The 24,191-nt window shown below is 70.2% G+C and carries 20 protein-coding genes; 11 read left to right on the forward strand and 9 right to left on the reverse strand.

Annotated elements, in window-relative coordinates:
- Nucleotides 1-110: 110 nt before the first annotated feature.
- From pheS to ACGFNK_RS31170, 5 genes are all read left to right on the forward strand, one after another.
- Nucleotides 111-1,241 (forward strand): phenylalanine--tRNA ligase subunit alpha, encoded by a 1,131-nt coding sequence (pheS, locus tag ACGFNK_RS31150; protein ID WP_344393554.1) that lies wholly within the window; start codon nt 111-113, stop codon nt 1,239-1,241.
- Complete coding sequence (gene pheT / locus ACGFNK_RS31155) at nt 1,241-3,808, forward strand: phenylalanine--tRNA ligase subunit beta (protein WP_393421208.1); 2,568 nt, start codon at nt 1,241-1,243, stop codon at nt 3,806-3,808. The genes pheS and pheT overlap by 1 nt, the downstream gene beginning before the upstream one ends.
- Nucleotides 3,809-4,004: 196 nt before the next feature.
- The gene (locus ACGFNK_RS31160; RefSeq protein ID WP_393421210.1) at nt 4,005-5,261 is read left to right on the forward strand and encodes a PP2C family protein-serine/threonine phosphatase; all 1,257 of its coding nucleotides are present in this window, start codon (nt 4,005-4,007) and stop codon (nt 5,259-5,261) included.
- A gap of 295 nt (nt 5,262-5,556) precedes the next feature.
- On the forward strand, nt 5,557-6,897 hold the full coding sequence (locus tag ACGFNK_RS31165; protein ID WP_393421212.1) for a transcriptional regulator: 1,341 nt from the start codon (nt 5,557-5,559) through the stop codon (nt 6,895-6,897).
- Between the two features lie 120 nt (nt 6,898-7,017).
- Entirely contained in the window at nt 7,018-7,563 is a 546-nt protein-coding gene (locus ACGFNK_RS31170) for an NUDIX hydrolase (RefSeq protein ID WP_386344544.1), read from the forward strand.
- 23 nt (nt 7,564-7,586) lie between these two features.
- Here the strand turns inward: ACGFNK_RS31170 and ACGFNK_RS31175 are convergent, their stop codons facing one another.
- Nucleotides 7,587-7,844: a hypothetical protein gene (locus tag ACGFNK_RS31175; RefSeq protein ID WP_393421214.1), complete on the reverse strand. Its 258-nt coding sequence runs from the start codon at nt 7,842-7,844 to the stop codon at nt 7,587-7,589.
- A gap of 205 nt (nt 7,845-8,049) precedes the next feature.
- Nucleotides 8,050-8,922 carry a 3-hydroxybutyryl-CoA dehydrogenase gene (locus tag ACGFNK_RS31180; protein ID WP_393421216.1) on the reverse strand — a complete coding sequence of 291 codons (873 nt, stop codon included), beginning with the start codon at nt 8,920-8,922 and terminating at the stop codon, nt 8,050-8,052.
- 164 nt (nt 8,923-9,086) lie between these two features.
- On the opposite strand from ACGFNK_RS31180, the gene ACGFNK_RS31185 reads away from it, so the two are divergent.
- Entirely contained in the window at nt 9,087-10,355 is a 1,269-nt protein-coding gene (locus ACGFNK_RS31185) for a glycoside hydrolase family 10 protein (protein WP_393421218.1), read from the forward strand.
- 37 nt (nt 10,356-10,392) lie between these two features.
- Here the strand turns inward: ACGFNK_RS31185 and ACGFNK_RS31190 are convergent, their stop codons facing one another.
- Together ACGFNK_RS31190 and ACGFNK_RS31195 are read right to left on the reverse strand one after the other, a co-directional pair.
- Nucleotides 10,393-10,596 (reverse strand): DUF1918 domain-containing protein, encoded by a 204-nt coding sequence (locus ACGFNK_RS31190; protein ID WP_386344548.1) that lies wholly within the window; start codon nt 10,594-10,596, stop codon nt 10,393-10,395.
- A 94-nt stretch (nt 10,597-10,690) separates the two neighbouring features.
- Nucleotides 10,691-11,632 carry a DMT family transporter gene (locus tag ACGFNK_RS31195; RefSeq protein WP_393421220.1) on the reverse strand — a complete coding sequence of 314 codons (942 nt, stop codon included), beginning with the start codon at nt 11,630-11,632 and terminating at the stop codon, nt 10,691-10,693.
- On the opposite strand from ACGFNK_RS31195, the gene ACGFNK_RS31200 reads away from it, so the two are divergent.
- Together ACGFNK_RS31200 and ACGFNK_RS31205 are read left to right on the forward strand one after the other, a co-directional pair.
- Nucleotides 11,631-13,073, forward strand: coding sequence for a PLP-dependent aminotransferase family protein (locus ACGFNK_RS31200; protein WP_393421222.1), 1,443 nt, complete (start codon nt 11,631-11,633; stop codon nt 13,071-13,073). The two genes, ACGFNK_RS31195 and ACGFNK_RS31200, sit on opposite strands and share 2 nt — an antisense overlap.
- Nucleotides 13,074-13,252: 179 nt before the next feature.
- Nucleotides 13,253-13,837: a histidine phosphatase family protein gene (locus ACGFNK_RS31205; protein WP_393421224.1), complete on the forward strand. Its 585-nt coding sequence runs from the start codon at nt 13,253-13,255 to the stop codon at nt 13,835-13,837.
- 32 nt (nt 13,838-13,869) lie between these two features.
- Here ACGFNK_RS31205 and ACGFNK_RS31210 read toward each other — a convergent pair whose 3' ends face one another.
- Nucleotides 13,870-14,373: a DUF6314 family protein gene (locus tag ACGFNK_RS31210; protein WP_393421226.1), complete on the reverse strand. Its 504-nt coding sequence runs from the start codon at nt 14,371-14,373 to the stop codon at nt 13,870-13,872.
- Between the two features lie 159 nt (nt 14,374-14,532).
- Here ACGFNK_RS31210 and ACGFNK_RS31215 point away from each other — a divergent pair, with 159 nt between their 5' ends.
- From ACGFNK_RS31215 to ACGFNK_RS31225, 3 genes are all read left to right on the forward strand, one after another.
- Nucleotides 14,533-17,016 carry an alpha-L-arabinofuranosidase C-terminal domain-containing protein gene (locus ACGFNK_RS31215; RefSeq protein ID WP_393421228.1) on the forward strand — a complete coding sequence of 828 codons (2,484 nt, stop codon included), beginning with the start codon at nt 14,533-14,535 and terminating at the stop codon, nt 17,014-17,016.
- 308 nt (nt 17,017-17,324) lie between these two features.
- Nucleotides 17,325-18,506, forward strand: a complete 1,182-nt coding sequence (locus ACGFNK_RS31220) for a DUF6745 domain-containing protein (protein WP_393421230.1) — start codon at nt 17,325-17,327, stop codon at nt 18,504-18,506.
- A 131-nt stretch (nt 18,507-18,637) separates the two neighbouring features.
- A complete protein-coding gene (locus tag ACGFNK_RS31225; protein WP_393421232.1) occupies nt 18,638-19,090 on the forward strand; it encodes a hypothetical protein in 453 nt (150 codons plus the stop codon).
- Between the two features lie 13 nt (nt 19,091-19,103).
- Here ACGFNK_RS31225 and ACGFNK_RS31230 read toward each other — a convergent pair whose 3' ends face one another.
- The 4 genes from ACGFNK_RS31230 to ACGFNK_RS31245 all read right to left on the reverse strand — a co-directional run bounded on the left by ACGFNK_RS31230 (nt 19,104) and on the right by ACGFNK_RS31245 (nt 24,026).
- On the reverse strand, nt 19,104-21,854 hold the full coding sequence (locus ACGFNK_RS31230) for a hypothetical protein (protein ID WP_393421233.1): 2,751 nt from the start codon (nt 21,852-21,854) through the stop codon (nt 19,104-19,106).
- A gap of 34 nt (nt 21,855-21,888) precedes the next feature.
- The gene (locus tag ACGFNK_RS31235) at nt 21,889-22,806 is read right to left on the reverse strand and encodes a hypothetical protein (protein WP_393421235.1); all 918 of its coding nucleotides are present in this window, start codon (nt 22,804-22,806) and stop codon (nt 21,889-21,891) included.
- A 192-nt stretch (nt 22,807-22,998) separates the two neighbouring features.
- Nucleotides 22,999-23,433, reverse strand: a complete 435-nt coding sequence (locus ACGFNK_RS31240; RefSeq protein ID WP_393421236.1) for a chromate resistance protein ChrB domain-containing protein — start codon at nt 23,431-23,433, stop codon at nt 22,999-23,001.
- Nucleotides 23,430-24,026: a Chromate resistance protein ChrB gene (locus tag ACGFNK_RS31245; RefSeq protein WP_393421238.1), complete on the reverse strand. Its 597-nt coding sequence runs from the start codon at nt 24,024-24,026 to the stop codon at nt 23,430-23,432. Before ACGFNK_RS31245 ends, ACGFNK_RS31240 begins: the two co-directional genes overlap by 4 nt.
- Between the last annotated feature and the right edge of the window lie 165 nt (nt 24,027-24,191).

Here is a 24,191-nt window from a genome sequence, read left to right on the forward strand (position 1 = left end):
CTCAGCCCCGTTAGACTCGGCCTTTGGCACCTTGCGTCCTGATCCGTGGACGATTCGCCTCCGAGTCGTAGCGGGGACCTTCAGCCAGCCAACCGGAAGCACGGGAAGAGATGTCGGCACCGAACAAGTCGTACGACCCTGTAGAGGTCGAGGCACTGAAACCGGAACAGATCGAGCGCATGCGGGACGAGGCGCTCGCCGCCTTCGCCGCCGCGGACTCGCTCGACGCGCTCCACGAGGCCAAGGTCGCCCACACCGGCCCCGCCTCGCCGCTGGCGCTCGCCAACCGCGAGATCGGCGCCCTGCCCCCGCACGCCAAGGCCGACGCCGGCAAGCGTGTCGGCCAGGCCCGTGGCGCGGTGAACAAGGGGCTCGCCGCTCGCCAGGCCGAGCTGGAGGCGGAGCGCGACGCACGAGTGCTGGTCGAGGAGGCCGTGGACGTCACGCTGCCGTACGACCGCGTCCCGGCCGGAGCCCGGCACCCGCTGACCACGATGATGGAGCGGGTCGCGGACGTCTTCGTGTCCATGGGATACGAGATCGCGGAGGGCCCCGAGGTCGAGGCCGAGTGGTTCAACTTCGACGCCTTGAACTTCGGCCCGGACCACCCGGCCCGGCAGATGCAGGACACCTTCTTCGTCCAGGGCCCCAAGGGTGCTGACAGCGACGGCGAGTCCGGAGTCGTACTCCGGACCCACACCTCGCCCGTGCAGGCCCGCGCCATGCTGGACCGCGAGCCGCCGGTCTACGTCGTCTGCCCCGGCCGGGTGTTCCGCACGGACGAGCTGGACGCCACGCACACCCCTGTCTTCCACCAGATCGAGCTGCTGGCCGTCGACGAGGGCCTGACCATGGCCGACCTCAAGGGCACCCTCGACCACATGGTCCAGTCGCTCTTCGGCGCCGACATGAAGACGCGGCTGCGCCCGAACTACTTCCCGTTCACCGAGCCGTCCGCCGAGATGGACATGCTCTGCTACGTCTGCAAGGGCGAGTCCGTCGGCAACCCCGACCGCCCCTGCCGCACCTGCTCCAGCGAGGGCTGGATCGAGCTCGGCGGCTGCGGAATGGTCAACCCGCGGGTGCTGACCGCCTGCGGCGTGGACCCGGAGAAGTACAGCGGATTCGCCTTCGGGTTCGGGATCGAGCGGATGCTGATGTTCCGCCACAACGTCGAAGACATGCGAGACATGGTCGAGGGTGACGTCCGGTTCACCCGGCCGTTCGGGATGGAGATCTGATGCGGGTCCCGCTTTCTTGGCTGCGGGAGTACGTCGACCTGCCGGCAACTCAGACCGGGCGCGACGTCCAGGCCAAGCTCATTTCGGCCGGTCTCGAGGTCGAGACCGTCGAGCAGCTCGGCGACGGCCTCAAGGGGCCGCTCGTCGTCGGCAAGGTGCTGACCATCGAGGAGCTGACGGAGTTCAAGAAGCCGATCCGCTTCTGCACCGTCGACGTCGGCCAGGCCAACGGTACGGGTGAGCCCCAGGAGATCGTCTGCGGTGCCCGCAACTTCGCCGTCGGCGACAAGGTCGTCGTGGTCCTCCCGGGCGCCGTGCTGCCCGGCGGCTTCGAGATCTCCGCGCGCAAGACGTACGGCAGGACATCGCACGGCATGATCTGCTCCAGCGACGAGCTGGGCATGGGCGACGACGGCAGCAAGGGCATCATCGTGCTGCCGCCGCAGCACGAGGTCGGCGCCGACGCGATCGAGCTGCTCGAACTCGTCGACGAGGTCCTGGACATCGCGGTCACCCCCGACCGCGGCTACTGCCTCTCGCTGCGCGGTGTCGCCCGCGAGGCCGCCATCGCGTACGGGGTGCCGCTGCGCGACCCGGCCCTGCTCGACGTACCGGCGCCGAACGAATTCGGCTACCCGGTCGAGGTGTCCGACCCGCTCGGCTGCGACCGCTTCACCGCGCGTACGGTCACCGGCCTCGACCCGGAGGCGCGCTCCCCGATCTGGCTGCGGCGCCGTCTGCAGAAGGCCGGGATGCGCCCGGTCTCCCTCGCCGTCGACATCACCAACTACGTGATGCTGGAGCTGGGCCAGCCCCTGCACGCGTACGACCGCACCCGCGTCCAGGGCCCGATCGGTGTGCGCCGGGCCGAGCCGGGCGAGAAGCTCACCACCCTCGACGGCGTCGTGCGCACGCTGGACGCCGAGGATCTGCTGATCACCGATGACCGCGGGCCGATCGGCCTCGCGGGCGTCATGGGCGGTGCCAACACGGAGATCGCGGATCACGACGACGAGGCCGGTGTCACCACCGAAGTCGTCATCGAGGCCGCTCACTTCGACCCGGTTTCCATCGCGCGCACGGCCCGCCGTCACAAGCTGGCCTCCGAGGCGTCCAAGCGCTTCGAGCGCGGCATCGACCCGCTGGCCGCGTCCGCGGCGGCCCAGCGGACCGTCGACCTGCTCATGCTCCTCGCGGGTGGCACCGCCGAGGCCGGCGTCACCGAGGTCATCGCGCCCTCGGCGCCGCGCACCATCACCATCCCGGCCGACCACCCGGACAAGGTCGCGGGTGTCGCATACGGCCGCGAGACCGTCGTACGTCGTCTCCAGCAGGTCGGCTGCGACGTCGTTGGAGATTCTGCCGCGTGGAACGCGTCGTTGGGGGGTGGTGGTCGGGCGACGGGCGGGAAGGACCGGCTGACCGTCACCGTGCCCTCCTGGCGGCCCGACCTGACCGACCCGAACGACCTGGCCGAAGAGGTCATCCGGCTCGAGGGCTACGAAAACCTGCCCTCGACCCTGCCCAAGCCCCCCGCGGGCCTGGGCCTGACCGACCGGCAGCGGCTGCACCGCCGGGTCGGCCGCGCGCTGGCCGGTGCGGGATACGTCGAGGCGCTGAACTACCCGTTCATCGGGACCGAGGTGCTCGACCAGCTCGGCTTGGAAGCCGACGACCCGCGGCGCACCTTGGTCACGCTGGTCAACCCGCTCTCCGACGAAGAGCCGGCGATGCGCACCACCCTGCTGCCGGGGCTGCTCGGCGCGCTTCGGCGCAACGACGGCCGCGGCTCGCACGACCTGGCGCTCTTCGAGACCGGCCTGGTCTTCCGGCCGACCGGTCAGGAGCACACGGCCGGGCGCCTGCCCGTAGAGCGTCGTCCCACCGACGAGGAGATCGCCGGGATCGACTCCGCGCTGCCGCGCCAGCCTCGCCGCGTCGCCGTCGTCCTCGCGGGCGCCCGCGAGCAGGCGGGCTGGTGGGGCAAGGGCCGTCCGGCGGACTGGGCGGACGCCGTCGAGGCGGCTCGTACCGTCGCCCGCGAAGCCGGTGTCGAGCTGACCGTGCGCGGTGACCAGCACGCTCCCTGGCACCCGGGCCGATGTGCCGCGCTGTACGTCACGGTGAACGGCGAGGAGACGCTCGTCGGTCACGCCGGTGAGCTGCACCCGCGGGTCATCAAGGCGCTGCACCTTCCGGAGCGCAGCTGCGCCATGGAGGTCGAGCTCGACCTCCTGGAGCAGGCGGGCACCGGCGTCCTTCAGGCGCCGCGCATCTCCGCCTTCCCGGTCGCCACGCAGGACGTCGCGCTCGTCGTCTCGCGGGACGTCCCGACGGCCGACGTGGAGGCCGCGCTGCGCGAGGGCGCCGGTGAACTCCTCGAGTCCATCCGGCTGTTCGACGTCTACGAGAGCGAGCAGCTCGGCGAGGAGCGGAAGTCCCTGGCGTACGCGCTGCGCTTCCGCGCCGACGACCGCACGCTCACCGTCGAGGAGGCGTCGGCCGCCCGCGACGCGGCGATCTCGCTGGCGGGCGAGCGCACGGGGGCGGTGCTGCGCGGGGCGTGACCCCGGCACAAGCCTGCTGACCTGCGATGAGGGGCACCTCCGGAGCCACGGAGGTGCCCCTCACCCATTCGGGTGAGAATTCGGTGCCAACGGGTCATTCGGGTATGCACGCCGACAGAATCGATCCGGTCGATCAGCCGCCCATGACCAGGGAAGGCTTCGCGACCGCCGTATCGCACCCTGGGGGTCCGTCGGCATGATCCGAACCATCGCCCGGGGCGGCGGCACGCGCGCGGGTGCCTCCCGCGCGTGGCGGGCGCTCGTGCTCGTCCTGCCAGGCCTCTGGGTCCTCACCGTCGTCCTGTGGGAGATCCTCTTCCCGACCGAGGCCCAGCTCATCCAGCTGCTGGCCGCCGCCCCCGCCATCGCCTGCGCAGGCACGGGCCGCCGCTCGTGCGTCCTGCTGGGCGGCCTGTGCGCGGTCTTCGCGCTCGTCCCGATCGGCTCGGCGGGCCGGGACGAGAGCATCGGCACCCGGTGCGGCACGTTCGCCGCCATCCTCGCCGTCGTCATCGCCAGCCATCTCACGGCCGGGCGCCGCGCCCGGCTGCAGCGCGAACTCGAAAGCGCCCGCGCTGTCGCCGACGCCGCCCAGGCTGTGGTGCTCCGCCCGCTGCCGCCGCGCCTTGACGGACTCGCCCTGGCCGCCGGCCAGTTGTCCGCGAGCCGGGGCGCGGCCGTGGGCGGCGATCTGTACGAGGTGATGGCCACGGAACACGGGGTGCGGGCGGTCATGGGAGACGTACGGGGCCATGGCCTGGCCGCGGTCGGAACGGTCGCGGCACTGCTGGGCAGCTTCCGCGACGCGGCCCACGACGAGGCCGAGTTCGCTGATGTACTGCGCCGTCTGGAGCGCGCTCTGGACCGGCACCTTCGGGAACGCTCCCGCCACGAACACCCGGCGGCCTCCGGCACGGATCCACAGAGCCCGGTAGCCGAGGACTTCGTCACCGTACTGCTGCTGGAAATCCGCGACAGTGGCGAGGTGCGCGCCCTCAACTGCGGCCACCCCTGGCCGTATCTGCTCAGCCCAGGCCGAGCGGAACCGTTCGCGCAAGCCGAACCCCTGCCCCCTCTGGGCCTGTTCCCGCTCCCCGCCGAACTCCCGTCCACGGACTGCGGCCGACTCCTCCCTGGCGAGGCCCTGTTCCTCTACACGGACGGCGCAGAGGACGCACGGGACGGCACGGGCCGCTTCTTCCCACTGCCGGTCGCGCTGGCCGAGGCCGCTGAGACAAGGCCTGTGGAGCCGAGGAACGTACTACATGACGTCTTCGCCAACCTCCAACGCCACACAGCCGGAAGCGCATCGGACGACATCGCGATACTGGTCATACGCAACGACCGCCCCGCATTACTCGCTCCCTTAGGGACGGGGGGCTGTGACACAGGCGGCTCCGCCGCCGGGGCGCGCCAAGCCGCGATGTACCCGCAGCCGACAAACAACTTGTAGCCCCCGCTGCTCAGTCGACCTGGCCGACCCAGCGGAGCGAACCCGTGGAACGACACCGTCCGCCCAAGCCACGGAGTGTCGGGCAGGCAGCTGGGCGGACGGCGCGAAGACGGGCCACCGCACTGTACGAGGGGGAGCCGGCGGCCCGGCGGGCCTCTTTACGAGGCATTTCAGTCAACCGGCCGAAAACTCTCCGCAACAGCGCGCGTACAGCGCGGATTCGAGCACTCCGTTCACACCCCGTGTGAAGGCGTTCGCACTACTCTGTCCGCACCGAGCCACCCGGAGGGCATCCATGCAGCCCAACACTCTGCTCGACGCGATTCTCGACGAGGCCGGGATATCCCACGCGGGACTCGCCGCGCATGTGAACCAGGCGGGGCGCAGCCGTGGCCTGGCATTGCGTTACGAACACACCGCCGTGGCCCGGTGGTTGAAGGGCCAGCGCCCGCGCGGCCAGGTGCCCGACCTGATCTGCGAGGTGCTCGCCACGCGCTTGCAGCGCCCCGTCACACTCGACGACATAGGCCTCGGCGTACCCGGCGAGTCGGCCTCTCCGCACGGCACGACCCTCTCTGGATTCGTCGAGCGGGCCACCGCCCTGTGGCGTTCCGACGAACAGCAGCGCCCGCACATCCTCGGCGCCCCCGCCGTCACCGGAACGCCCGCCGTGATGCCCGTATGGGAATGGGAGAACCCTCCCGAGGACACGGACGTCTCGCGCGGCGGCCGGCAGCGCGTGAGCATGGCCGACATCGAGATGCTGCGCGCCGCCCGCGCCCACTACGAGCAGATGTACCGCAAGGCCGGCGGCGTCGCGACCCGCAGCCGTATCGTCGGGTTCCTCAACTCCGAGACCGCCCCGCTCCTCAGAGGCAGCTACACCGACGCCACCGGCCGCCAACTCCACCGCGCGACAGGGGGGTTGGTGGCGATCGCGGGCATCTGCGCGTACGACTCCGATGCGCACGGCCTCGCCCAGCGGTACTTCCACCAGGCGCTCCGGCTCGCAAAGGCCAGCGGCGACCGGGGACTTGGCGCGTATGTCATCGCCCTGCTGGTCAACCAGTCGTTGTTCATGCGGGAGTACCGGCAGGCCGTCGCCTTCGCCGAGGCCGCACTGCGCGCCGCGGGGCGGCACATCACACCGGCGCTCGCCTCCGACCTCTACGCGATGCAGGCCAAGGCGTACGCGCACCTCGGTGACGGAAGCAGCGCCCTGTCCTGCATCCGGCGTGCGGAGTCGGCCGCCGAACGCATCCGGCGCGGTTACGAGCCGGACGAGACCGGCTATGTCCAGCCGGGCCTGGTCAACGTACAGGTGGCGGAGGCGCTGCTCAGCCTCGGTGATCTGACCGCCGCTCAGGAGCACGCCGCGGCTGCCGTGGACACTCCGGCGCACGACCGGGGGCGGGTGCACCGGCTCGCCATGCTCAGTCAGATCGAGCTGCGCCAGGGCAATGCGGACAAGGCGGTGGTCACCGCGGTCGAAATGGCCGAGCAGGCGCGGGGAATGGAGTCCCAGCGGCTGCGCGACAGACTGCGGGCGGTACGCGAGCACCTGGTCGCCAGTGACTGCGCGGGAACGTCCGAGGCCGCCGAACTCATCGACGGGGCACTGCGCGTACCGCTGTAGGGAGAGCCCCGGGCACTGCGCCTACCGCCGCGAGCGGACCGCCGGCGGACCACCATGAGTCTGCTGTGAAGACGCTCCTGCTGCGATATTGCCATCTACTCGGCGAAAGGTGGCAGAACCGTGCAGTGGACGAAACAGGACGAACGAACTGTGTACGCAAACCGCTGGTTCAGCGTCAATCTCGCGGATGTGGAGCTGCCGGACGGTCGGCACCTCGATCACTTCTTGATACGGCTGCGGCCCGTCGCCGTGGCCACGGTGGTGAACGAGGCCAACGAGGTGCTGCTGCTGTGGCGGCACCGCTTCATCACCGACAGCTGGGGGTGGGAGCTCGCGGCGGGCGTCGTCGAGGACGGCGAGGACATCGCCGTCGCGGCGGCCCGCGAATTGGAGGAAGAGACCGGGTGGCGGCCGGGACCCCTGCGCCATCTGATGAGCGTCGAGCCCTCCAATGGGCTCACCGACGCCCGGCACCACATCTACTGGGCCGACGAAGGCGCGTACATCGGACACCCCGTGGACGACTTCGAGTCGGACCGTCGGGAATGGGTTCCACTCAAGCTCGTCCCCGACATGGTCGCCCGCGGAGAGGTCCCGGCCGCCAATATGGCAGCCGCGCTGCTCCTCCTGCACCATCTCAGGCTCGGGCAGGACGCTTTGCCCTGATCCCCCCCACCGCGTCCTGGGGCCTAGCGGCCCAGAGCCTGCCAGACCGCCACGGCGAGTGCGCCCACGGCCGTGACGACCGCGACTGCGCGCAGTGGCCAGCGGGTGTGTTCCAGTGCGACGACGCGTGCGCTGAGGTCGTCGAGATCCTTGGCGGTCTGTTCGGCGCGATGACTGAGCAGAGCCTGCCCTCCCTCGACGCGGGCATGCGCCACATCGAGGCGACGGCGTAACTCTGCGAGTTCTCCATGGACCACGGGATGCTCCGGGTCGGCGGTCACTAGTCCGCTCCTTTCCGTAGTCGTCACATCCCTTACATGCGCACGGAAAGTCAACCCGCCCTGGTGGGTACCTGGGGAGCGTGTGCGAGGGGCATATGCGGGCCCGGTGCGCACACGGTGTGTGAATGGCGCGGGCCCGGCGCTCGCAAGAGAGCCGGGCCCGTCGGCCTGAGACGTACGGACCGTAGTCGGTACGAGGACGCCGCTAGGCGTAGGTGTAGAAGCCGGAGCCCGACTTCCGGCCCAGCCGGCCCGCGTCGACCATGCGCTGGAGCAGCGGGGGAGAGGCATACAGCGGCTCCTTGTACTCCTCGTACATCGAGTACGCGACCGACGCGACCGTGTCCAGGCCGATCAAATCGGTCAGCTTCAGCGGGCCCATCGGGTGGGCGCAGCCCATCTCCATGCCGTTGTCGATGTCCTCGCGGCTCGCGATGCCCGACTCGAACATCCTTATGGCGGACAGCAGATACGGGATCAGCAGGGCGTTGACCACGAAACCCGAGCGGTCCTGGGCCCGGATCGAGTGCTTCCCCAAGATCTTCTCGACCAGCGCCTGCGCCCGGCTGATCGTGCCCTCGGAGGTGGTGAGCGCCGGGATCAGCTCGACCAGCTTCTGCACGGGGGCCGGGTTGAAGAAGTGGATGCCGATGACCTGGTCGGGACGCGAGGTGGCGACGGCGAGCTTCACCAGCGGGATGGAGGAGGTGTTGGAGGCGAGGATCGCGTCCTGGCGGGTCACCACCTGGTCGAGTACCTGGAAGATCTCGGTCTTCACCATCTCGTTCTCGACGACGGCCTCGATCACCAGGTCGCGGTCGGCGAACTCGCCCAGATCGGTGGTGAAGGTGAGCCGCGCCTGCGTGGCGGCCAGCTCCTCCTCGGAGATCTTGCCGCGCTCGGCGGCCTTGGAGAGCGAGTTGTAGAGCCGGGTCCGGCCGATCTCGAGGGCCTCGCCGGTGGTCTCGGCGACCATCACATCGAGCCCGGCACGGGCGCACACCTCGGCGATGCCCGCTCCCATCTGGCCGCAGCCCACCACTCCGACACGTGAGATGTCTCCGAAGGTGTCCGTCACGTCGTCCCTTTCGCTGTTTCATGGGGGTCGCAGGGGCCGGGGCGCCTGCTCCATTCGTGAACGTTACTCTCGGGGTCCCGATGATCGATCGTGCGGGTGGGGCATGCTGTCTGCCCGGAAGCGATACGTGAGCTGGCCGATCCGGTGCGTATGGGGGGGAACCCATGGGGCGAGTGACACGCAGGGCGTTCGCGGGAGCGATGCTGGCCGGGCTCACCGCAGCGGGCGGCGCGGTGGCCTGGGGCGCGACGACCGGCGGCGACACGGACGAGGACGAGAAGGCCGAGGCCCGGCGCCGCGCCGGCTCCGATGAGCTGCGCGGCATGTGGCTGTCGACCGTCACCAACCGGGACTGGCCGTCCCGGGCCGGGCTGACCGCCGCCCAGCAGCGCTCCGAACTGCTCGCGCACCTCGACACGGCCGCACGCTGCCGCCTGAACGCGGTGATCTTCCAGGTGCGACCCACCGCCGACGCCCTGTGGCCCTCGCCGTACGAGCCCTGGTCGCAGTACCTCACCGGCGTCCAGGGCGAGGACCCCGGCTGGGACCCGCTCGGTACCGCCGTGGAGGAGGCGCACGCGCGCGGCCTGGAACTGCACGCCTGGTTCAACCCGTACCGGATCGCCAACCACGCCGACTCCACCAAGCTGGTCGCCTCGCACCCCGCCCGCGAGCACCCCGACTGGGTCGTGCCGTACGGCGGGAAGCTCTACTACAACCCGGGGCTGCCCGAGGTCCGCGCCTTCGTCCAGGACGCGATGCTCGACGCGCTGAAGAAGTACGCCATCGATGCCGTGCACTGGGACGACTACTTCTACCCGTACCCGGTCGCGGGGGAGGTCTTCGACGACGACGCGACGTACACCCGGTACGGCGGTGACTTCGAGGACCGGGCGTCCTGGCGGCGGGACAACACAGACAAGCTGGTGCGTGAGACGGCGGCCCGCGTCAAGAAGATCCGGCCGGGCACGCAGTTCGGGATCAGCCCGTTCGGGGTGTGGCGCAACGCCTCGACGGACTCGTTGGGCTCGGACACCCAGGCGGGTGTGCAGACGTACGACGACCTGTACGCGGACACCAGGAAATGGGTGCGCGAGGGCTGGATCGACTACATCTGCCCGCAGATCTACTGGAACATCGGCTTCGCCGCCGCCGACTACGCGAAGCTGCTGCCCTGGTGGGCGGAGGTCGCCGAGGGCAGCAGTACGCGGCTGTATGTGGGGGAGGCGCTGTACAAGGCCGGCGACCCCGCGCAGCCCGACGCCTGGCAGGACCCGGCCGAGCTGTCCCGGCACCTGACCTTCGCCCGCGATCACCCGCAAGCGAGCGGGCATGTCTTCTTCGCGGCCAGGGAAGTCGGTGCCGACCCGATCGGCGCGATGGCACGCGTGGTCGCCGACCACTATCAGCAGTCGGCGAAGCCGCCGCGTTGATCCGACCCGCTGGGGCCGGACCTGATTGGTCCGGGACCTACTGGGTCTTGGTCTCCCTGACGTGATGCTGGACTGTGGTGTCAGGACCGGGGGACATCACGGTCTCGTGGCCGTCCTCGAAGCGGACGCGGAACGGCGGGTTGCCGTCCGGCCCCAGTACTTCGACGACTTCCCCGACCCGGTCGTGCTGTCCGACGATCCTGCCGTGCACCAGCAGGTGATCGCCTTTGCTTGCACGCATCTGGAGGGCCTCCTCGTCTCGCACGGGAGTAGCGGTCCGTGGGTCTCAGTCTAGGGCGGGTGGAGCCGGTTGCCACCGGCGCGGTGTGTGCCGGTCAGGCGCGTGCTCGCTGGGCGACCGCGATGCAGACCAGTACGGCCGCGGCGGCCAGGGGTGCGGCAGGTGTGAGCTGCTCGCCGAGGAGCAGCACCGACCACACCAGTGTGAGCAGGGGCTGGGCGAGCTGCAACTGGCTGGCCTTCGGGATGCCGATCGCCGCCATGCCCCGGTACCACACCACCAGGCCCAGGAACTGCGAGCCGACCGCGACCCAGAGCAGCCCGGTCACGCTGTGTGCCGTCAGCTGTACGGGCTCGTACGACAGCGCCACCGTGGCCGCCGGAATCGTGAGCGGCAGGCACAACACCAGAGCCCAGCCGATGACGTGCCACCCGGGCATCACACGGGCCAGTCGGCCGCCCTCCGTATAACCGGCCGCGCAGACCAGCAGCGCCCCGAAGAGGTACGCGTCAGCACTGCTCAGGGCGCCGCCGCTCTGCGTCACGGTGAACGCGATCACCACCGCGGCACCCGCGAGCGCCGCGGCCCAGAAGGCACGGGAGGGTCGGGAGCCGACGCGCAGCGCCGAGCACAGCGCGGTGGTCACGGGGAGCAGACCGACCACGACGGCGGCGTGGGCGGTGGTCGAGGTCTCCAGGGCGAGGGTGGTGAGCATGGGGAAGCCGAGTACGACTCCGGCGGCCACGACGGACAGCCCCGGCCAGTGACGGCGGGCCGGCAACGGTACGCGCAGGGCGAGCAGACAGGCACCGGCAATGAGCGCGGCGAGGACGCTGCGTACGGCCACGAGCGACCAGGGGCCGAAGCCTTCCAGACCCCAGGCGGTGGCGGGGAAGGTGAGGGAGAAGGCGGTGACCCCGAGGGCGGCCTGGAGCACGCCGCGGGGTGACACCTGTGAACTTTCGGCGGCTGGTCGCGCCCGGGCGGCGGGGACCGCTACTGAAGCAGGTGCAGTAGCGCTACTCTGTGCTCTCATGCAAGAGCGTAGCAGTGTGGCGGCGCTGGCGGATCGGCTGCGGAATGAGTTGGACCGCTACTCACCTGGTGGAAAGCTGCCGTCCAGCCGTGTACTCGTCGAGCGGTTCCGGGTGAGCCCGGTGACCGTGTCCCGGGCCTTGGCGCAGCTGGCCGCCGAGGGGCTGGTGGTGACCCGGCCCGGGGCCGGTGCGTTCCGGGCTCGGCCGCGGGGTGACGGGCCTGCCGCGGGGGACACCTCCTGGCAGGAGCTCGCGCTCACCGCGGACGCCGCCGCCGAACTCGTGCCGCGTACCGTCGACGCCTCCGGGGTGCTGGTCACGCTGGCCGCCCCGCCGCCCGGAGTCATCGAGTTCAACGGCGGCTATCTGCACCCTTCGTTGCAGCCGGAGCGGGCGATGGCCGCGGCACTGGCCCGGGCCGGCCGCCGGCCAGGTGCCTGGGGGCGCCCGCCGGTGGACGGCTTGCCGGAGCTGCGTGAGTGGTTCGCGCGGGGCATCGGCGGCGCGATCACCGCCGCCGAGGTGCTGATCGCGGCGGGCGGCCAGTCCGCGCTGACCACCGCTCTGCGCGCCCTCGCTCCGCCTGGCGCGCCGGTGCTCGTCGAATCGCCCACGTATCCCGGCATGCTGGCGATCGCCCGGGCGGCTGGACTTCGCCCCGTACCCGTACCGGTCGATGCCGACGGTGTGCGTCCCCACCTGCTCGCCGACGCGTTCCGGGCGACCGGAGCCCGTGTCTTCGTCTGCCAGCCGCTGTTCCAGAACCCGACCGGCGCCATGCTCGCGCCCGAGCGGCGCGGTGAGGTGCTGCGGATCGTGCGCGAGGCCGGTGCTTTCGTCGTGGAGGACGATTTCGTACGGCGTCTCGTCCACGAGGACGCGGGGCCGTTGCCGCGTCCGCTGGCCTCGGACGATCCCGAGGGAGTCGTCGTGCATGTGTGCTCCTTGACCAAGGCGACGTCGCCGAGCTTCCGGGTGAGTGCGCTAGCCGCCCGCGGGCCCGTACTGGAACGGTTGCGGGCCATCCAGGTCGTCGACACCTTCTTCGTACCGCGCCCGCTCCAGGAGGCGGCCCTGGAGCTCGTCGGCTCGCCCGCCTGGCCCCGTCATCTGAGGGCTGTCGCGGCGGAGCTGAAGAAGCGCCGCGACACGATGACGGCCGCGCTGCGGCTGCACCTGCCCGAGTTCGCCCTCCCGCACATCCCCGCCGGCGGCTACCACCTGTGGCTGCGGCTGCCCGACGGCACGGACGAGTCGGCCCTGGTCGACGCCGCCCTGCGCGCGGGCGTCGCCGTCACCCCCGGCCGCCCCTACTTCAGCGCCGAACCCGCCGCCGCGCACCTGCGGCTGAGCTTCGCGGCCGTGGCGGGCACGGCCGAGATCACGGAGGGCGTACGCAGATTGCGCATCGCCTGCGACGAGGTGTTCCAGGGCCGGTGAACGGCGCCCGTCACGGTGTGACCGGTCGGCCGCCTTGCGGTGACTGGTCCGTCCGCCCTGCCATGACCGAGTCGGCCGCCCCGCGGTGACCGAGCCGGTCGTCCTGTGGTGGGCGTGAGCCTCCCGGTACCCTCAGCTACCCCCTTGACCTGCGCAGTTCCGCACCTCACGATCGCCGCATGCACGTTCGTGTCACGCTCGTCGCCGCCGCCCGCAGCTCCCCGCTGCTCGCCGAGCGCTTCGGCGACGACCGGCCGCTCGACCTGCCGGGCTGGAACGAGGTACAGCGCGTGGCCCACACCCTGGTGCACCTGTCGGCGGCCGAATTGCGGTACTGCTCGCCGACGCCGCGCAGCCGGGCCACCGGTGACGCGCTCAATCTCGCGCCGCTGGCCCAACTCGCCCTGCGGGACTGCGACATGGGCCGCTGGCGCGGGCTCACGCTCGGCGAGGCGATGGCCCGCGAGCCACAGGCCGTGGACGTGTGGCTCGCCGACCCGTACTCCGCGCCGCACGGCGGTGAGTCGCTGGTGGCGTTCATCCAGCGGGTGGGCGGCTGGCTCGACACCCGTCCCGCCGACGACGGCGCTCGCATCGTCGCGGTGGCCGAACCCGCGGTCGTACGCGCCGCGCTCGTCTACGCCCTGAAGGCGCCCCCGTCGACGTACTGGAACATCGACGTCCGCCCCTTGTCGATGGCCACTCTCACGGGCCGGGCGGGGCGCTGGAACCTGCGTCTCGACTTTCAGCCCATGCGCGTCTGAATTCTTGCTTCCCCTGCCTCCGAAGGTGGCCGTCACCAAGGCCAGGGTCTGCCGGGGCGATCGCGGCCCCAGGGCCCTCCTGACGGACCCTGGTCCGCAATGCGCGTGTAGTCCGTCGTGAGCACCAGGTCCTTGGCCGGTCCGCCCACCCGCCACACGGTGCGCCAGTGGTCCGCGTCGGACACGGTGAACTCGCCCCGGTAGAGGTCCGCGGCGCATGGATGGTCCGCGATGTGCTGCCCGGATGTCAGGTCCAGGTCGTGGAAGGGGCGGCCGTCGGCGAACCGTACGTCGGCGCGGCTCGGCGTAGTGCCCGGCAGGAACCGCAGTGTCCGCTCGGCGGGGCGGGCGACGCCCTGCCAGACGAAGGTGCCGGACTCATGGTGGAGCAGGCCGCCCTCTTCGAGCGGTGCGAACTCCGTCGTGCCGCTGAACGTCCCCTCCTCCCCGCTTGAGAGATCCCGTACGGAACGCTCCACCCGCCAACTCCCCGCCAGATACGCCAATACGTCGGCAACCGGCCAGAAACCGTCCACGCTGGTCCGCTCCTTGACGTGTCCTGCGCAAACCATTGACTCACTCCAACCCCCTCCCTATCTTGCCGTTCGAAGTATTGATCATCGTCCGATATTTCGAACCTCCTACCGAACCGCTGAACCGCCGATAAGAACCGACACCAGAGCCGCGGAGTATCCATGTCACGCACCCGCACCCGCTGGAGACTCGCCCTGACGGCCACCGGCATCATGGCCGCCTCGCTCCTCGTCCCGGCCGCCTCGGGGAACGCCGCCGCCGAGGACACCACCGATTACGCGATCACCGTCGACCCGAAGACCAAGGGCGCGAAGATCGACGACACGATGTACGGCGTCTTCTTCGAGGACATCAACCGGGCCGCGGACGGCGGCCTTTATTCAGAGCTCGTGCAGAACCGGTCGTTCGAGTACTCGACGGCCGACCACGCCTCGTACACGCCTCTCACTTCCTGGGCCGCCACGGGCGCCGCGAAGGCCGTGAACGACGACGGCCGCCTCAACGAACGCAACCGCACCTACCTCGCCCTGGACGGCGGTTCGTCCGTCACCAACTCCGGTTACAACACCGGGATTTCCGTCGAGAAGGGCAAGGTCTACAACTTCTCGGTCTGGGCCGGCGCCGAACAGGCCTCCGCCCTCACCGTGACCCTGGCGGACGCCGACGGCGCGCTGGCAGAGGCTCGGCGAGTCACCGCGCGCGGCGGCTGGGCGAGGTACACGGCAAAGTTCACCGCGACCCGTACGAGCGCGACGGGCCGCCTCACCGTCGCCGCCGCCGGCCCCGTCGCGCTGGACATGATCTCGCTTCTGCCGCGCGACACCTACAAGGGTCACGGTCTGCGCAGGGACCTCGCCGAGAAGATTGCCGCGCTCGACCCGTCCTTCGTGCGCTTCCCGGGCGGCTGCCTGGTCAACACCGGCAGCATGGAGGGATACGACGAGGCGTCCGGCTGGCAGCGCAAGCGCTCGTACCAGTGGAAGGACACCATCGGGCCCGTCGAGCAGCGCGCGACCAACGCCAACTTCTGGGGTTACAACCAGAGTTACGGCCTCGGCTACTACGAGTACTTCCAGTTCTCCGAGGACATCGGCGCCATGCCGCTGCCCGTCGTGCCCGCCCTCGTCACCGGCTGCGGCCAGAACAAGGCCATCGACGACGACGCGCTGCTCAAGCGCCACATCCAGGACACCCTGGACCTGATCGAGTTCGCCAACGGTCCCGTGACCAGCGAGTGGGGCAAGAAGCGGGCGAAGATGGGCCACCCGAAGCCCTTCAACCTCACCCACCTCGGCGTCGGCAACGAGGAGAACCTGCCGAACGAGTTCTTCGCCCGCTTCAAGCAGTTCCGCGCGGCCATCGAGGCGAAGTACCCGGACATCACCGTCATCTCCAACTCCGGTCCGGACGACAGCGGTTCGACCTTCGACACGGCCTGGAAGCTCAACCGCGAGGGCAACGTCGACATGGTCGACGAGCACTACTACAACAGCCCGCAGTGGTTCCTGCAGAACAACGACCGCTACGACTCGTACGACAGGAACGGCCCCAAGGTCTTCCTCGGTGAGTACGCCTCGCAGGGCAACGCCTTCAAGAACGCCCTCTCCGAAGCCGCGTTCATGACCGGCCTGGAGCGCAACGCGGACATCGTGAAGCTCGCCTCGTACGCTCCGTTGCTCGCCAACGAGGACTACGTGCAGTGGCGCCCCGACATGATCTGGTTCAACAACCACGCCTCCTGGAACTCGGCCAGCTACGAGGTCCAGAAGCTGTTCATGCGCAACGTCGGCGACCGGGTCGTGCCCTCCAAGGCGACCGGTACGCCCTCGGTGAGCGGCCCGATCTCGGGTGCGGTCGGTCTGTCGACCTGGGCGACGAGTGCCGCGTACGACGATGTGAAGGTGACCGGCGCGGACGGTTCGACGCTGCTCAGCGACGACTTCTCCGGTGACGCCTCGAAGTGGACGCACACGGGCGGCGGCAGCTGGAGCATCCAGGACGGCCAGTACGTGCAGACCGACGAGGCCGCCGAGAACACCATGGTGTCGACCGGCGACCCGGCCTGGCACGACTACGACCTGCATGTGAAGGCCACCAAGAAGTCCGGCAAGGAGGGCTTCCTCGTCGCCTTCGGCGTCAAGGACACCGGGAACTACTACTGGTGGAACCTGGGCGGCTGGAACAACACCCAGTCCGCCGTCGAACAGGCCTCGGACGGCGGTAAGTCGACGCTCATCTCCAAGGCCGGATCGATCGATACGGGCCGCGCGTACGACATCGACATCAAGGTCCGCGGCCGTCAGGTGACCCTCTACCTCGACGGCAAGGAGTGGGGCAGCTTCACCGACGACAAGCCGGCCGAGCCGTTCCGCCAGGTCGTCACGCGCGACGCGAAGACCGGCGACGTGATCGTCAAGGTGGTCAACGCCCAGTCGGCGGACGCCCGTACGGCGATCGACCTCGGCGGTCTGAAGACGTCGAAGAAGGCCGCCGTGACGACGCTGAAGGCGGCGCCCGATGCGGTCAACTCCGAGACGGAGACGCCTGTTGCCCCGGTCAGGTCCACCTTCGAGGGGGTGACCAGCAAGTTCACGTACACCTTCCCGGCGAACTCGGTCACCTTCCTGAGGATCAAGGAGAGGTGATCCGAAGGATCGGATGAGGTGATCCGGCGGGCGGCTCAGGCGTACTTCGGTGCCCGGGCCGCCCGTACGCCCGTACGTCCTCAAGTGCACAAACCGGGGCGGAGAAAAAGGTGTTGCGGGTCGCCGCCCACCCCTGTCACGCTCCTCCCCATGATGATTCGAGAGGCGGACACCGCCACCCTCTGGTGAGCGTCGTGTCGGATCCCCGAGCGGGATCACTCCGAGGCGCGCCCAATGCGCGCAGTTCCTTTTCCCGGCCCTCCTTCTCCTGGCCCGAATCCGATGCTGAACGCGTTGCTCTGGCACGTGTGTTGGGCGCGGACTGGCTCAAGTACGGCTTGTCCACGCTTCCTGCCGACCGGCCGAGGGCGGAGGCTGCCGTCACCGGTCTGTATCGCCTGATCGGCGAACCTCCGCCGGAATTCGTCTGGGTGCCGTCCCCGGCGGCGGCGCGGAAGGTCATGCTCGACCACTACGACAGCTTTCGGCCCGTGCGGCTGGATTCCGCCGCCGCTCCCGTACGCGGGTCCGACTGGCCGCTGGCCGCGCGGCTTGCCACCCTGGCGTCCGAACTGCGGGAACGCATGGACGACCGGATCGGACAACGGTCCTCGTCACTGATCACACGGATATGGGGCATGCCGGGAACGGGTTCGGTACGCACCATGGCTCCCGAGGAGGCGCTCGCGGCGGGCATCCCGGTGAGGCGCGTGGTCGAGGCTTTGGTGTACGACGCGCTGACCGAAACCCTGCGCGACTCGGTATGCGCTCCGGTGCGTACGGAGCTGCTGCCGGCGGCCGTGGACTCGCCGGGGCTCGCCTGGTACGGCCAGCACGACGCCGCGTGGGTCGCCCACTACGACGTCATGGCACGTGTGGGGCTGACCACCTACCTGGGAGGCGACCAGGACCAGCTCGGCCTATGGGTCGACTTGGCCCGGTCGACGGGCTGGTGGTGGCCCGGCGAGGGCATGTGCGTCATGGCCGAGCGGCCCACCGAGATCCATGCCGAGTCTCAACCCAACGGTTTTCACGGCGAGTTGCGACTGCACCGCGACGACGGACCGGCCGTCCGGTTCGCGGACGGCGCGGCGGTCCACGTCCGGCACGGTACCTATGTCCCGGAGTGGGTGATCAACAGCCCGACCGTCGATCGCATCCACGCCGAGCGCAACGTCGAAATACGCCGCAGCGCCATCGAACTCATTGGATGGGCCGCCTACATCGAACAGGCCCGCCTCCGGCTCGTCGGCGTGACCGGCGATCCCGGCAACCCCGGCTCCGACCTTCACCTCTACGACGTACCCCGGGAACTCTGGGGCCGCCCCGCGCGCCTGCTGCTCGTCGTCAACGGCTCGGTCGAACCGGACGGCCGCCGCCGGCGCTACGCGCTGAGCGTGCCCGACCACCTCGAGGACCCGCTCTCGGCGGCCGGCTGGACGTATGGGCTGTCCGGCGAGCAGTACGCCCGACTCGTGCGCCGTACGTGAGGCGGCGGGGCGTTCGTACCGCCCCGAAGCCCGGACCTCGGCTCTACGCCCCCGCAGCGCTCAACTCCCGTATCCGACAAGGACATTCATGCAGTCGTTCGTGGGCTGCCCTCACACCCAAGGTGATGCACATGACCATGACCCTCGCCGAACTCACCGACCTCACCGGTCTCGACGTCCTCGATCACCTGGAACGCCAGGTGACCATCCCTGTCGTCGACGGCCTCCAGGCCCAGGGCGACCTGATCGTCATCCCGTACGCGTTCGTCGAGCACGGCGTCTCCACGCACGACTACACGCGCTGGCAGGACGTCCCCGCCGCGGGCATCGAGCTGCTGCGCAGCGCCGCGGGCGGTAATCCGCACTCCCTCGTCGCCGACCCGGGCACCTGCCGCTTCACCGGCGACCTCCGCGACCCGACCGGCCTCACCCTCGGCCTGATCGACACCTCGGCGGTCGCGTACCTCATCCACCCGGAGCACGGCGGCACCGGCATCGCGCCCGGACGTTATGTCGTACGCCGTCAGCGGGAGCGCAACACCGAGCCCAGGGGGTGGTTCGGCAACCGGATGATCGCGGACTGAGCGGCCCGGCCGGTTACGCGCTCACGGTCACCGTCGCCGACGCCTGGGCCGGGGCGTGCGCCCTGTTGTACGCCCGGACCCAGATCTCGTGGCGGCCCGGCTGAAGGCGCAGTGCGGCCGTCAGCCGTCCGGTGGCCGGATCGTAGTGGCAGTGCGCGCGTCGGCCGTCCACCTCGACGTCGACGCGCGCCGCGTCCACGCCAGAGAACGCGTCGGTGATCCGGGCCTCCACTCGGACGTCGGGGCCGTCGACCGTGGTCCCGTCGGCCGGTGTGAGCCGGTCGACGGAGGGTGCGAGCGGGATCGGCGTTCCGCGCCTGCGGGCCCTGCGCTGGATGCGCGAGACGGAGGGCGAGACGCAGCGGTCGCCGTCCGCGGCAGGGATCGTCGCCTCGAAGACCAGCGTGTAGTCCACGCCCCGGCGCACTCCCTTCCCGGCGACGACCGTGAACTCCACGCTCGTACGGCCCTTGGGCGGCACGGTGATCCGGTCCCACGCCCGCGTGGGCCGTACCGTCCAGCCGCCGAAGGCGCGGCCGGTCAGCTCGACGGTCTGGGGTGTGGCGTTGAAGTTGTAGACGTCGACCGTCATCCGGGTCGTGGTGGACAGCCGGTAGCCGAGGGGCGGTTGGGCGTCGCCGTCGGCCTTGTTCGGCGCGGCGTTGGCGAGGTCGAATCGCTGGCTGAGCACGACGTGCTCGGCGACTGACAGGTTGCGGGTGGCGGGGCTGCGGTCAGCGGCCGGCTCGGGCAGGACGGCCCGTACACCTTCCTGTACGACATAGACCGGGTCTTCCGAGACCTTCACCCGGCCCTCGGGCCCGACCGTCCCCACGCGCCGGCCCATGATGTCGTACAGCTCGGCCGTTCCCCCGGACACCACCGGAACCTCCACCTCCGACGCCCCCGCCGCCGGTCCCCACACCACCGTGACCCGCCGCCCCGCACCCGCCGCGAACACGTAGCACGTGTCGGACAACCGCTCCACGAAACGTGCCTCGCCGAGCAGCGAGGTGAGCGCGGCGTGGGCGCTGTAGGCGGGCCAGGGCTGGAACTCGCGGCTGAGCAGCCCGAAGTACACGCCCTCGTCATGGATGGGCGGCGCGCCGAACCAGAACTGCTTCCCCGTACCGGCCGCCAGGCTCCGCACGGTCGCGCGGACGAGATAGCGGGCCTGGACGGCCTGTTGCGCGGGAGTGAGATCGCTGCCGGGCCGCGCGTCGAGGAAGACCCCGCACTCGGTCATCCACATCGGCAGCCGCGAGGCCCCGTAGAGACGGCGCAACTCCCTTTGTACGTCGGCCGATTCGGGGACCTCGGGTTCGTCCTGGTCGCTCGGGTCCGGGTAGCCGTGGAAGCCCCACGCGTCGGCGTACCGGGCCACGTCGTTCTGCAGCATGAGGAGCTGGAAGTGGCTGCCCGCGTCGGCGATGCCGGGCAGCACGGTGACCGTGGTGGACGGACCCGCGTCCGCGATCCCCAGCGCGGCCGCCTTGACGAAGGCCGCGTGCTGGTCGCCGGTGGAACTGGTCGTGTCGACGTCGGGCTCGTTGGACAGCTGGATCGCGTCGGGCGAGGCGGCGGCCAGATGGGCGGCGTAGCGATACGCGTCCCGAAGATCGGCGGCCAGCGGCAGCGAGGCCTCCGCCATCGCCCACTCCGGGGCGGTGGTCAGTACGTCGAGCGTGGCGATTCCGTGGCGGTGGAAGGCCCGCCGCACGTTGTCGTACAGCTGCGTGTCGTACGTGCCACGGCTCGGTTCGGCGGCGGGCCAGGCCATTCCGTCGCGTACGTGTCCGGCGCCCATGTCCTTCATCGCGGCGGCGAAGGCGTCGAGACGGGAAGGCGGGACGAGGGAGAAGACGTAGGTGTTGACGCCGAAACGGTTGCCAGGGCCGGTGACGGGCCCTCGCTCGGGCAGCCGGGCGAAGCAGCCCGTGATGCCCGTGGCTGTCACCCGGTAGTGGCCCGGGGGTAGTTGGCGCAATCGTGGGAGCGTGATCGATGTCTGCGCCTGGCCGCCCGGGACGGTCGCCTGTCCTCGTGCCACCTCGTTGCCGAAGTAGTCGGTGACGGTGAAAGGCAACGTGCGGGGCCGTTGCGTGCGCGCTTCCAAGACAAAGGTCAATTGCGGGAGTTGGGGCTCGTCGCCCCGGTACGTACCCAGGTTGTGCGCCGGGTCCCCGAGGTGGATGCCGAGCGGCGCGACGCGGGCCACGGGCGTCAGCGTGAACCGGTCGAGCAGGAAGCGGTAACCGGTGGAGTCGGACAGCACGGTCGGCTTGTCGACGACGAAGGTGATCGTGTTCCGGCCGCGCTCCAACTCGAGAACCCCCAGGGCGAGTTCGGATAGATCGCCCCACGCGGGCACGGATTCGTACCAGTACGGCTGTGAGCGGGCGACCGGCACGAGGGGCCCGTCGCCCACCCCGAGCTTGAAGTAGCAGCCGATCTCCTCGATATGCGGCTGCTCGACCGGCACCGTGGCCACCGCGTTCAGCCGGTACAGCCCTTCGGCCGGGACACCGACCTCGTACGTCGCGTACCAGCCCTGTTCCCCCGGGGGAGGCTGAGGGGTCGCCAGTGCCAGTAACGCGCCGCCCGAGGCCCGGCGGTCCCGGGCCGCCGGGATGTTGGTACGGACGGCCGACTCGCCCTGCACCGTGATCGCCGCCCTACGTGCCTTCGGAGCGCTTGTGAACCGCAGCGAACCGAGCCCCAGCGAGCCGATCCCCAACGCCTTCACCGCCGTACGCCTGTCCATCGCCATACGATCCAGCGGACCATGCGGCCGGGCCTCAGGCGTCATGCGAACGAAGGGGCCGATCCCTGGGACTGCTTCGGGGAACGTCTCCTTCTGCGGAGGGAGAGCAACCCTGAGAGGCGGGCCTCACGACGTGGTGGCCCAGTGCCAGGACCGGCGGGGAGCCCTCATCGGGGAGCCGGGGAAAGTCTGCGATGGCCAGCTCCACGTCTGCCATGCACGCCTCGTGCCCGCATTCGCACGCGAACCCGTACACCGTGCTCAGCGCACCCGCGGGAGCCCAGGGCCGGGCGTCGAAGTGCTGGTGCTGGGAGACGACGGCTCTGTTGGCGTACCGCAGCAGTCGTCGGCGCGCGACCGCCGTCGTCGCCACGGGGCCTTCGGCCAGGGCGTCGGCGAACAGTGCCTCGACCTCTGCGACGGTGTCCGCCACGCTCTGACGCCCGTCGACCACCAGTTTGCGCGCGCCGTACTCCTCTACCTGGGCTTCGATCTCCTGCCGCAACGCCTGATACAGCCGGAACGCGCCCACGCCCGGCGTCATACCCCGTTCGACGAGCCGGGCGTGCTGGACCTCGGCGCTCGTCAGCAGCCACACCGCCCGGCCGTCCGGACCCGTGACGGACGGTGTGACGGGTGTGCCCTCCGCGATGACGAGGGGTGAGTGGGGGAGCGCGCGTACGTCGTCGGTGATCATCCGGCCCCGCTCCTGATGAAGCGACATGGCGACCATGTCCTCGACCGGCACCGTCCAGCGCTCGGCGCGCGACATCCGCTCCCACGTGATCGCGGCGGCGTGCCCGGCGGCGATCGCGCGATCCCGGTGCTCCCATGTATGGGCGTCCGCGTTGTACCACCGCAGTCCGTGCCGCCGCGCGAGCAGCCGGGCCACGGTCGTCTTGCCGGCCCCGGGCGATCCGCCCACCCACAACACCCAAGGCGCCTCGTCCATCCGTCTCCTCCCCGCGATCACCGAGCGACTCCGGGGGAGTCTCTCGCGGAAGCGGGTTCCCTGTGCGACCAAGACTTTGCGGATCATGATCTGAAGCTGGTGAGCGAGTTGATCTCTGTTTGGCGACGGTGCGGATGTCGTTTGCAGAGCGGGTGCATGTGACGGCGGGATGGGTGGCTGTTCCGTGTCCCGTCAGGCCGGTTCGCGGCCCAGCAGTGTGGCGCGCCGGTAGTACTCGTACAGACCGTCGAAAAGCGGCTTGGTGACGGTCAAAGTGTGGTCGTCGTCACCGGTCATGGACAGGCCGCGCAGGACGACGTCGAGTCCGGGGGCTTCAGGGGCGTCGAAGCGTTCGTCGTCCAGGTCGGCCTCGTGGACGATCTCGGCGATGCGGTTGAGGGCGGGGTCGGTGGCGAGGTCGTAGCGGCGCAGGATGGTCTCGAAGCTGCAGTCGCCGTGGTGGTGGCCGAGTTCGACGCCGCGCATGTCGAACGGGGTGGCGTCGCTGGGGACTTCGGCCGGGTCGGTGACGAAGACGAACTCGGCCTCGGGGTCGACGAAGCGGCGGATCAGCCAGGCGCAGGCGGCGCGGTCGATGTGGATGCCGGCGCGGGTGGCCCACTTCATGCGGAGTGCTCCTCGATATCGGGCTTCGTGTCCGGCTCGGTGTCGGATGCGAGGGCGGACGCGGGGCTGGATTCGCTACCGGATGGGGACTCCGGCTCGGTGTTGGCGGGGTGCAGGGCCTCCACCGCGGTTTCCGCGGCGCGGCGCTGTGGCGGGGGGAAGTAATCGCGGCGGTGAATGCGGCGCAGTTCGGCACGGAGTCTGCGCAGGGCGCGTCGCCGTTCGTCGTCCGGCTGATGCCGGGCTTCCTCCGCCTGCGCCCGTACCTGCTCGTACTCGGTGGTGCGGGCGTCGGCCATCGTGCGGGCGAGTCGGCGTTCCTCGGCGATCATGACCGGGTGGGCGAGCCAAAGCGTCGCTGTGCCGCCGGAGTCGGTGATCTCCTCGGCGATCCACTCCAGTTGCTCGCGGGTGCGGGCGTCGGCGGGCAGGGCGATCAGGCCGTCGCTGATCTGGGCGACGCCAAGGCGCTTGAGCTTGCGCCAGACGGTGATGCGCGGTGTCGAGGGCTCGCGGGGGAGGCGGTAGGACAGCAGCACCCACTGGCCCGGACCGCTGGGTGCGGCCGGTTCCCGGCGGTCGTGGTCGGTCACGTGGTGGGTCCTGGGCTGTGGCGTTTTCCCGTCGCCGGGAGGGTACGGCGCCAGGCTGGCCCGGCCGTGGCCGGTGGTCGCAATGAACTGTTCATGTTCACCGGAACCTGGCTCCCTTCCTCCACCCGACATCATCATGTAACCATGGTTGCACTCCAGGGGTAA

Origin of the sequence: Streptomyces sp. NPDC048825, from assembly GCF_043198355.1 — a bacterium.
GTDB classification, from domain to species: Bacteria; Actinomycetota; Actinomycetes; order Streptomycetales; family Streptomycetaceae; genus Streptomyces; species Streptomyces xiangluensis.

Bases quoted from the DNA above. Each gene is read 5' to 3' on its own strand.
- ACGFNK_RS31190 (WP_386344548.1), bottom strand. From the start codon at position 10,596: ATGCGTGCAAGCAAAGGCGATCACCTGCTGGTGCACGGCAGGATCGTC.
- ACGFNK_RS31185 (WP_393421218.1), top strand. From the start codon at position 9,087: ATGGGGCGAGTGACACGCAGGGCGTTCGCGGGAGCGATGCTGGCCGGG.
- pheS (WP_344393554.1), top strand. From the start codon at position 111: ATGTCGGCACCGAACAAGTCGTACGACCCTGTAGAGGTCGAGGCACTG.
- ACGFNK_RS31160 (WP_393421210.1), top strand. From the start codon at position 4,005: ATGATCCGAACCATCGCCCGGGGCGGCGGCACGCGCGCGGGTGCCTCC.
- ACGFNK_RS31205 (WP_393421224.1), top strand. From the start codon at position 13,253: ATGCACGTTCGTGTCACGCTCGTCGCCGCCGCCCGCAGCTCCCCGCTG.
- ACGFNK_RS31200 (WP_393421222.1), top strand. From the start codon at position 11,631: ATGCAAGAGCGTAGCAGTGTGGCGGCGCTGGCGGATCGGCTGCGGAAT.
- ACGFNK_RS31230 (WP_393421233.1), bottom strand. From the start codon at position 21,854: ATGGACAGGCGTACGGCGGTGAAGGCGTTGGGGATCGGCTCGCTGGGG.
- ACGFNK_RS31235 (WP_393421235.1), bottom strand. From the start codon at position 22,806: ATGGACGAGGCGCCTTGGGTGTTGTGGGTGGGCGGATCGCCCGGGGCC.
- ACGFNK_RS31215 (WP_393421228.1), top strand. From the start codon at position 14,533: ATGTCACGCACCCGCACCCGCTGGAGACTCGCCCTGACGGCCACCGGC.
- ACGFNK_RS31225 (WP_393421232.1), top strand. From the start codon at position 18,638: ATGACCATGACCCTCGCCGAACTCACCGACCTCACCGGTCTCGACGTC.
- ACGFNK_RS31165 (WP_393421212.1), top strand. From the start codon at position 5,557: ATGCAGCCCAACACTCTGCTCGACGCGATTCTCGACGAGGCCGGGATA.
- ACGFNK_RS31195 (WP_393421220.1), bottom strand. From the start codon at position 11,632: ATGAGAGCACAGAGTAGCGCTACTGCACCTGCTTCAGTAGCGGTCCCC.
- ACGFNK_RS31240 (WP_393421236.1), bottom strand. From the start codon at position 23,433: ATGAAGTGGGCCACCCGCGCCGGCATCCACATCGACCGCGCCGCCTGC.
- pheT (WP_393421208.1), top strand. From the start codon at position 1,241: ATGCGGGTCCCGCTTTCTTGGCTGCGGGAGTACGTCGACCTGCCGGCA.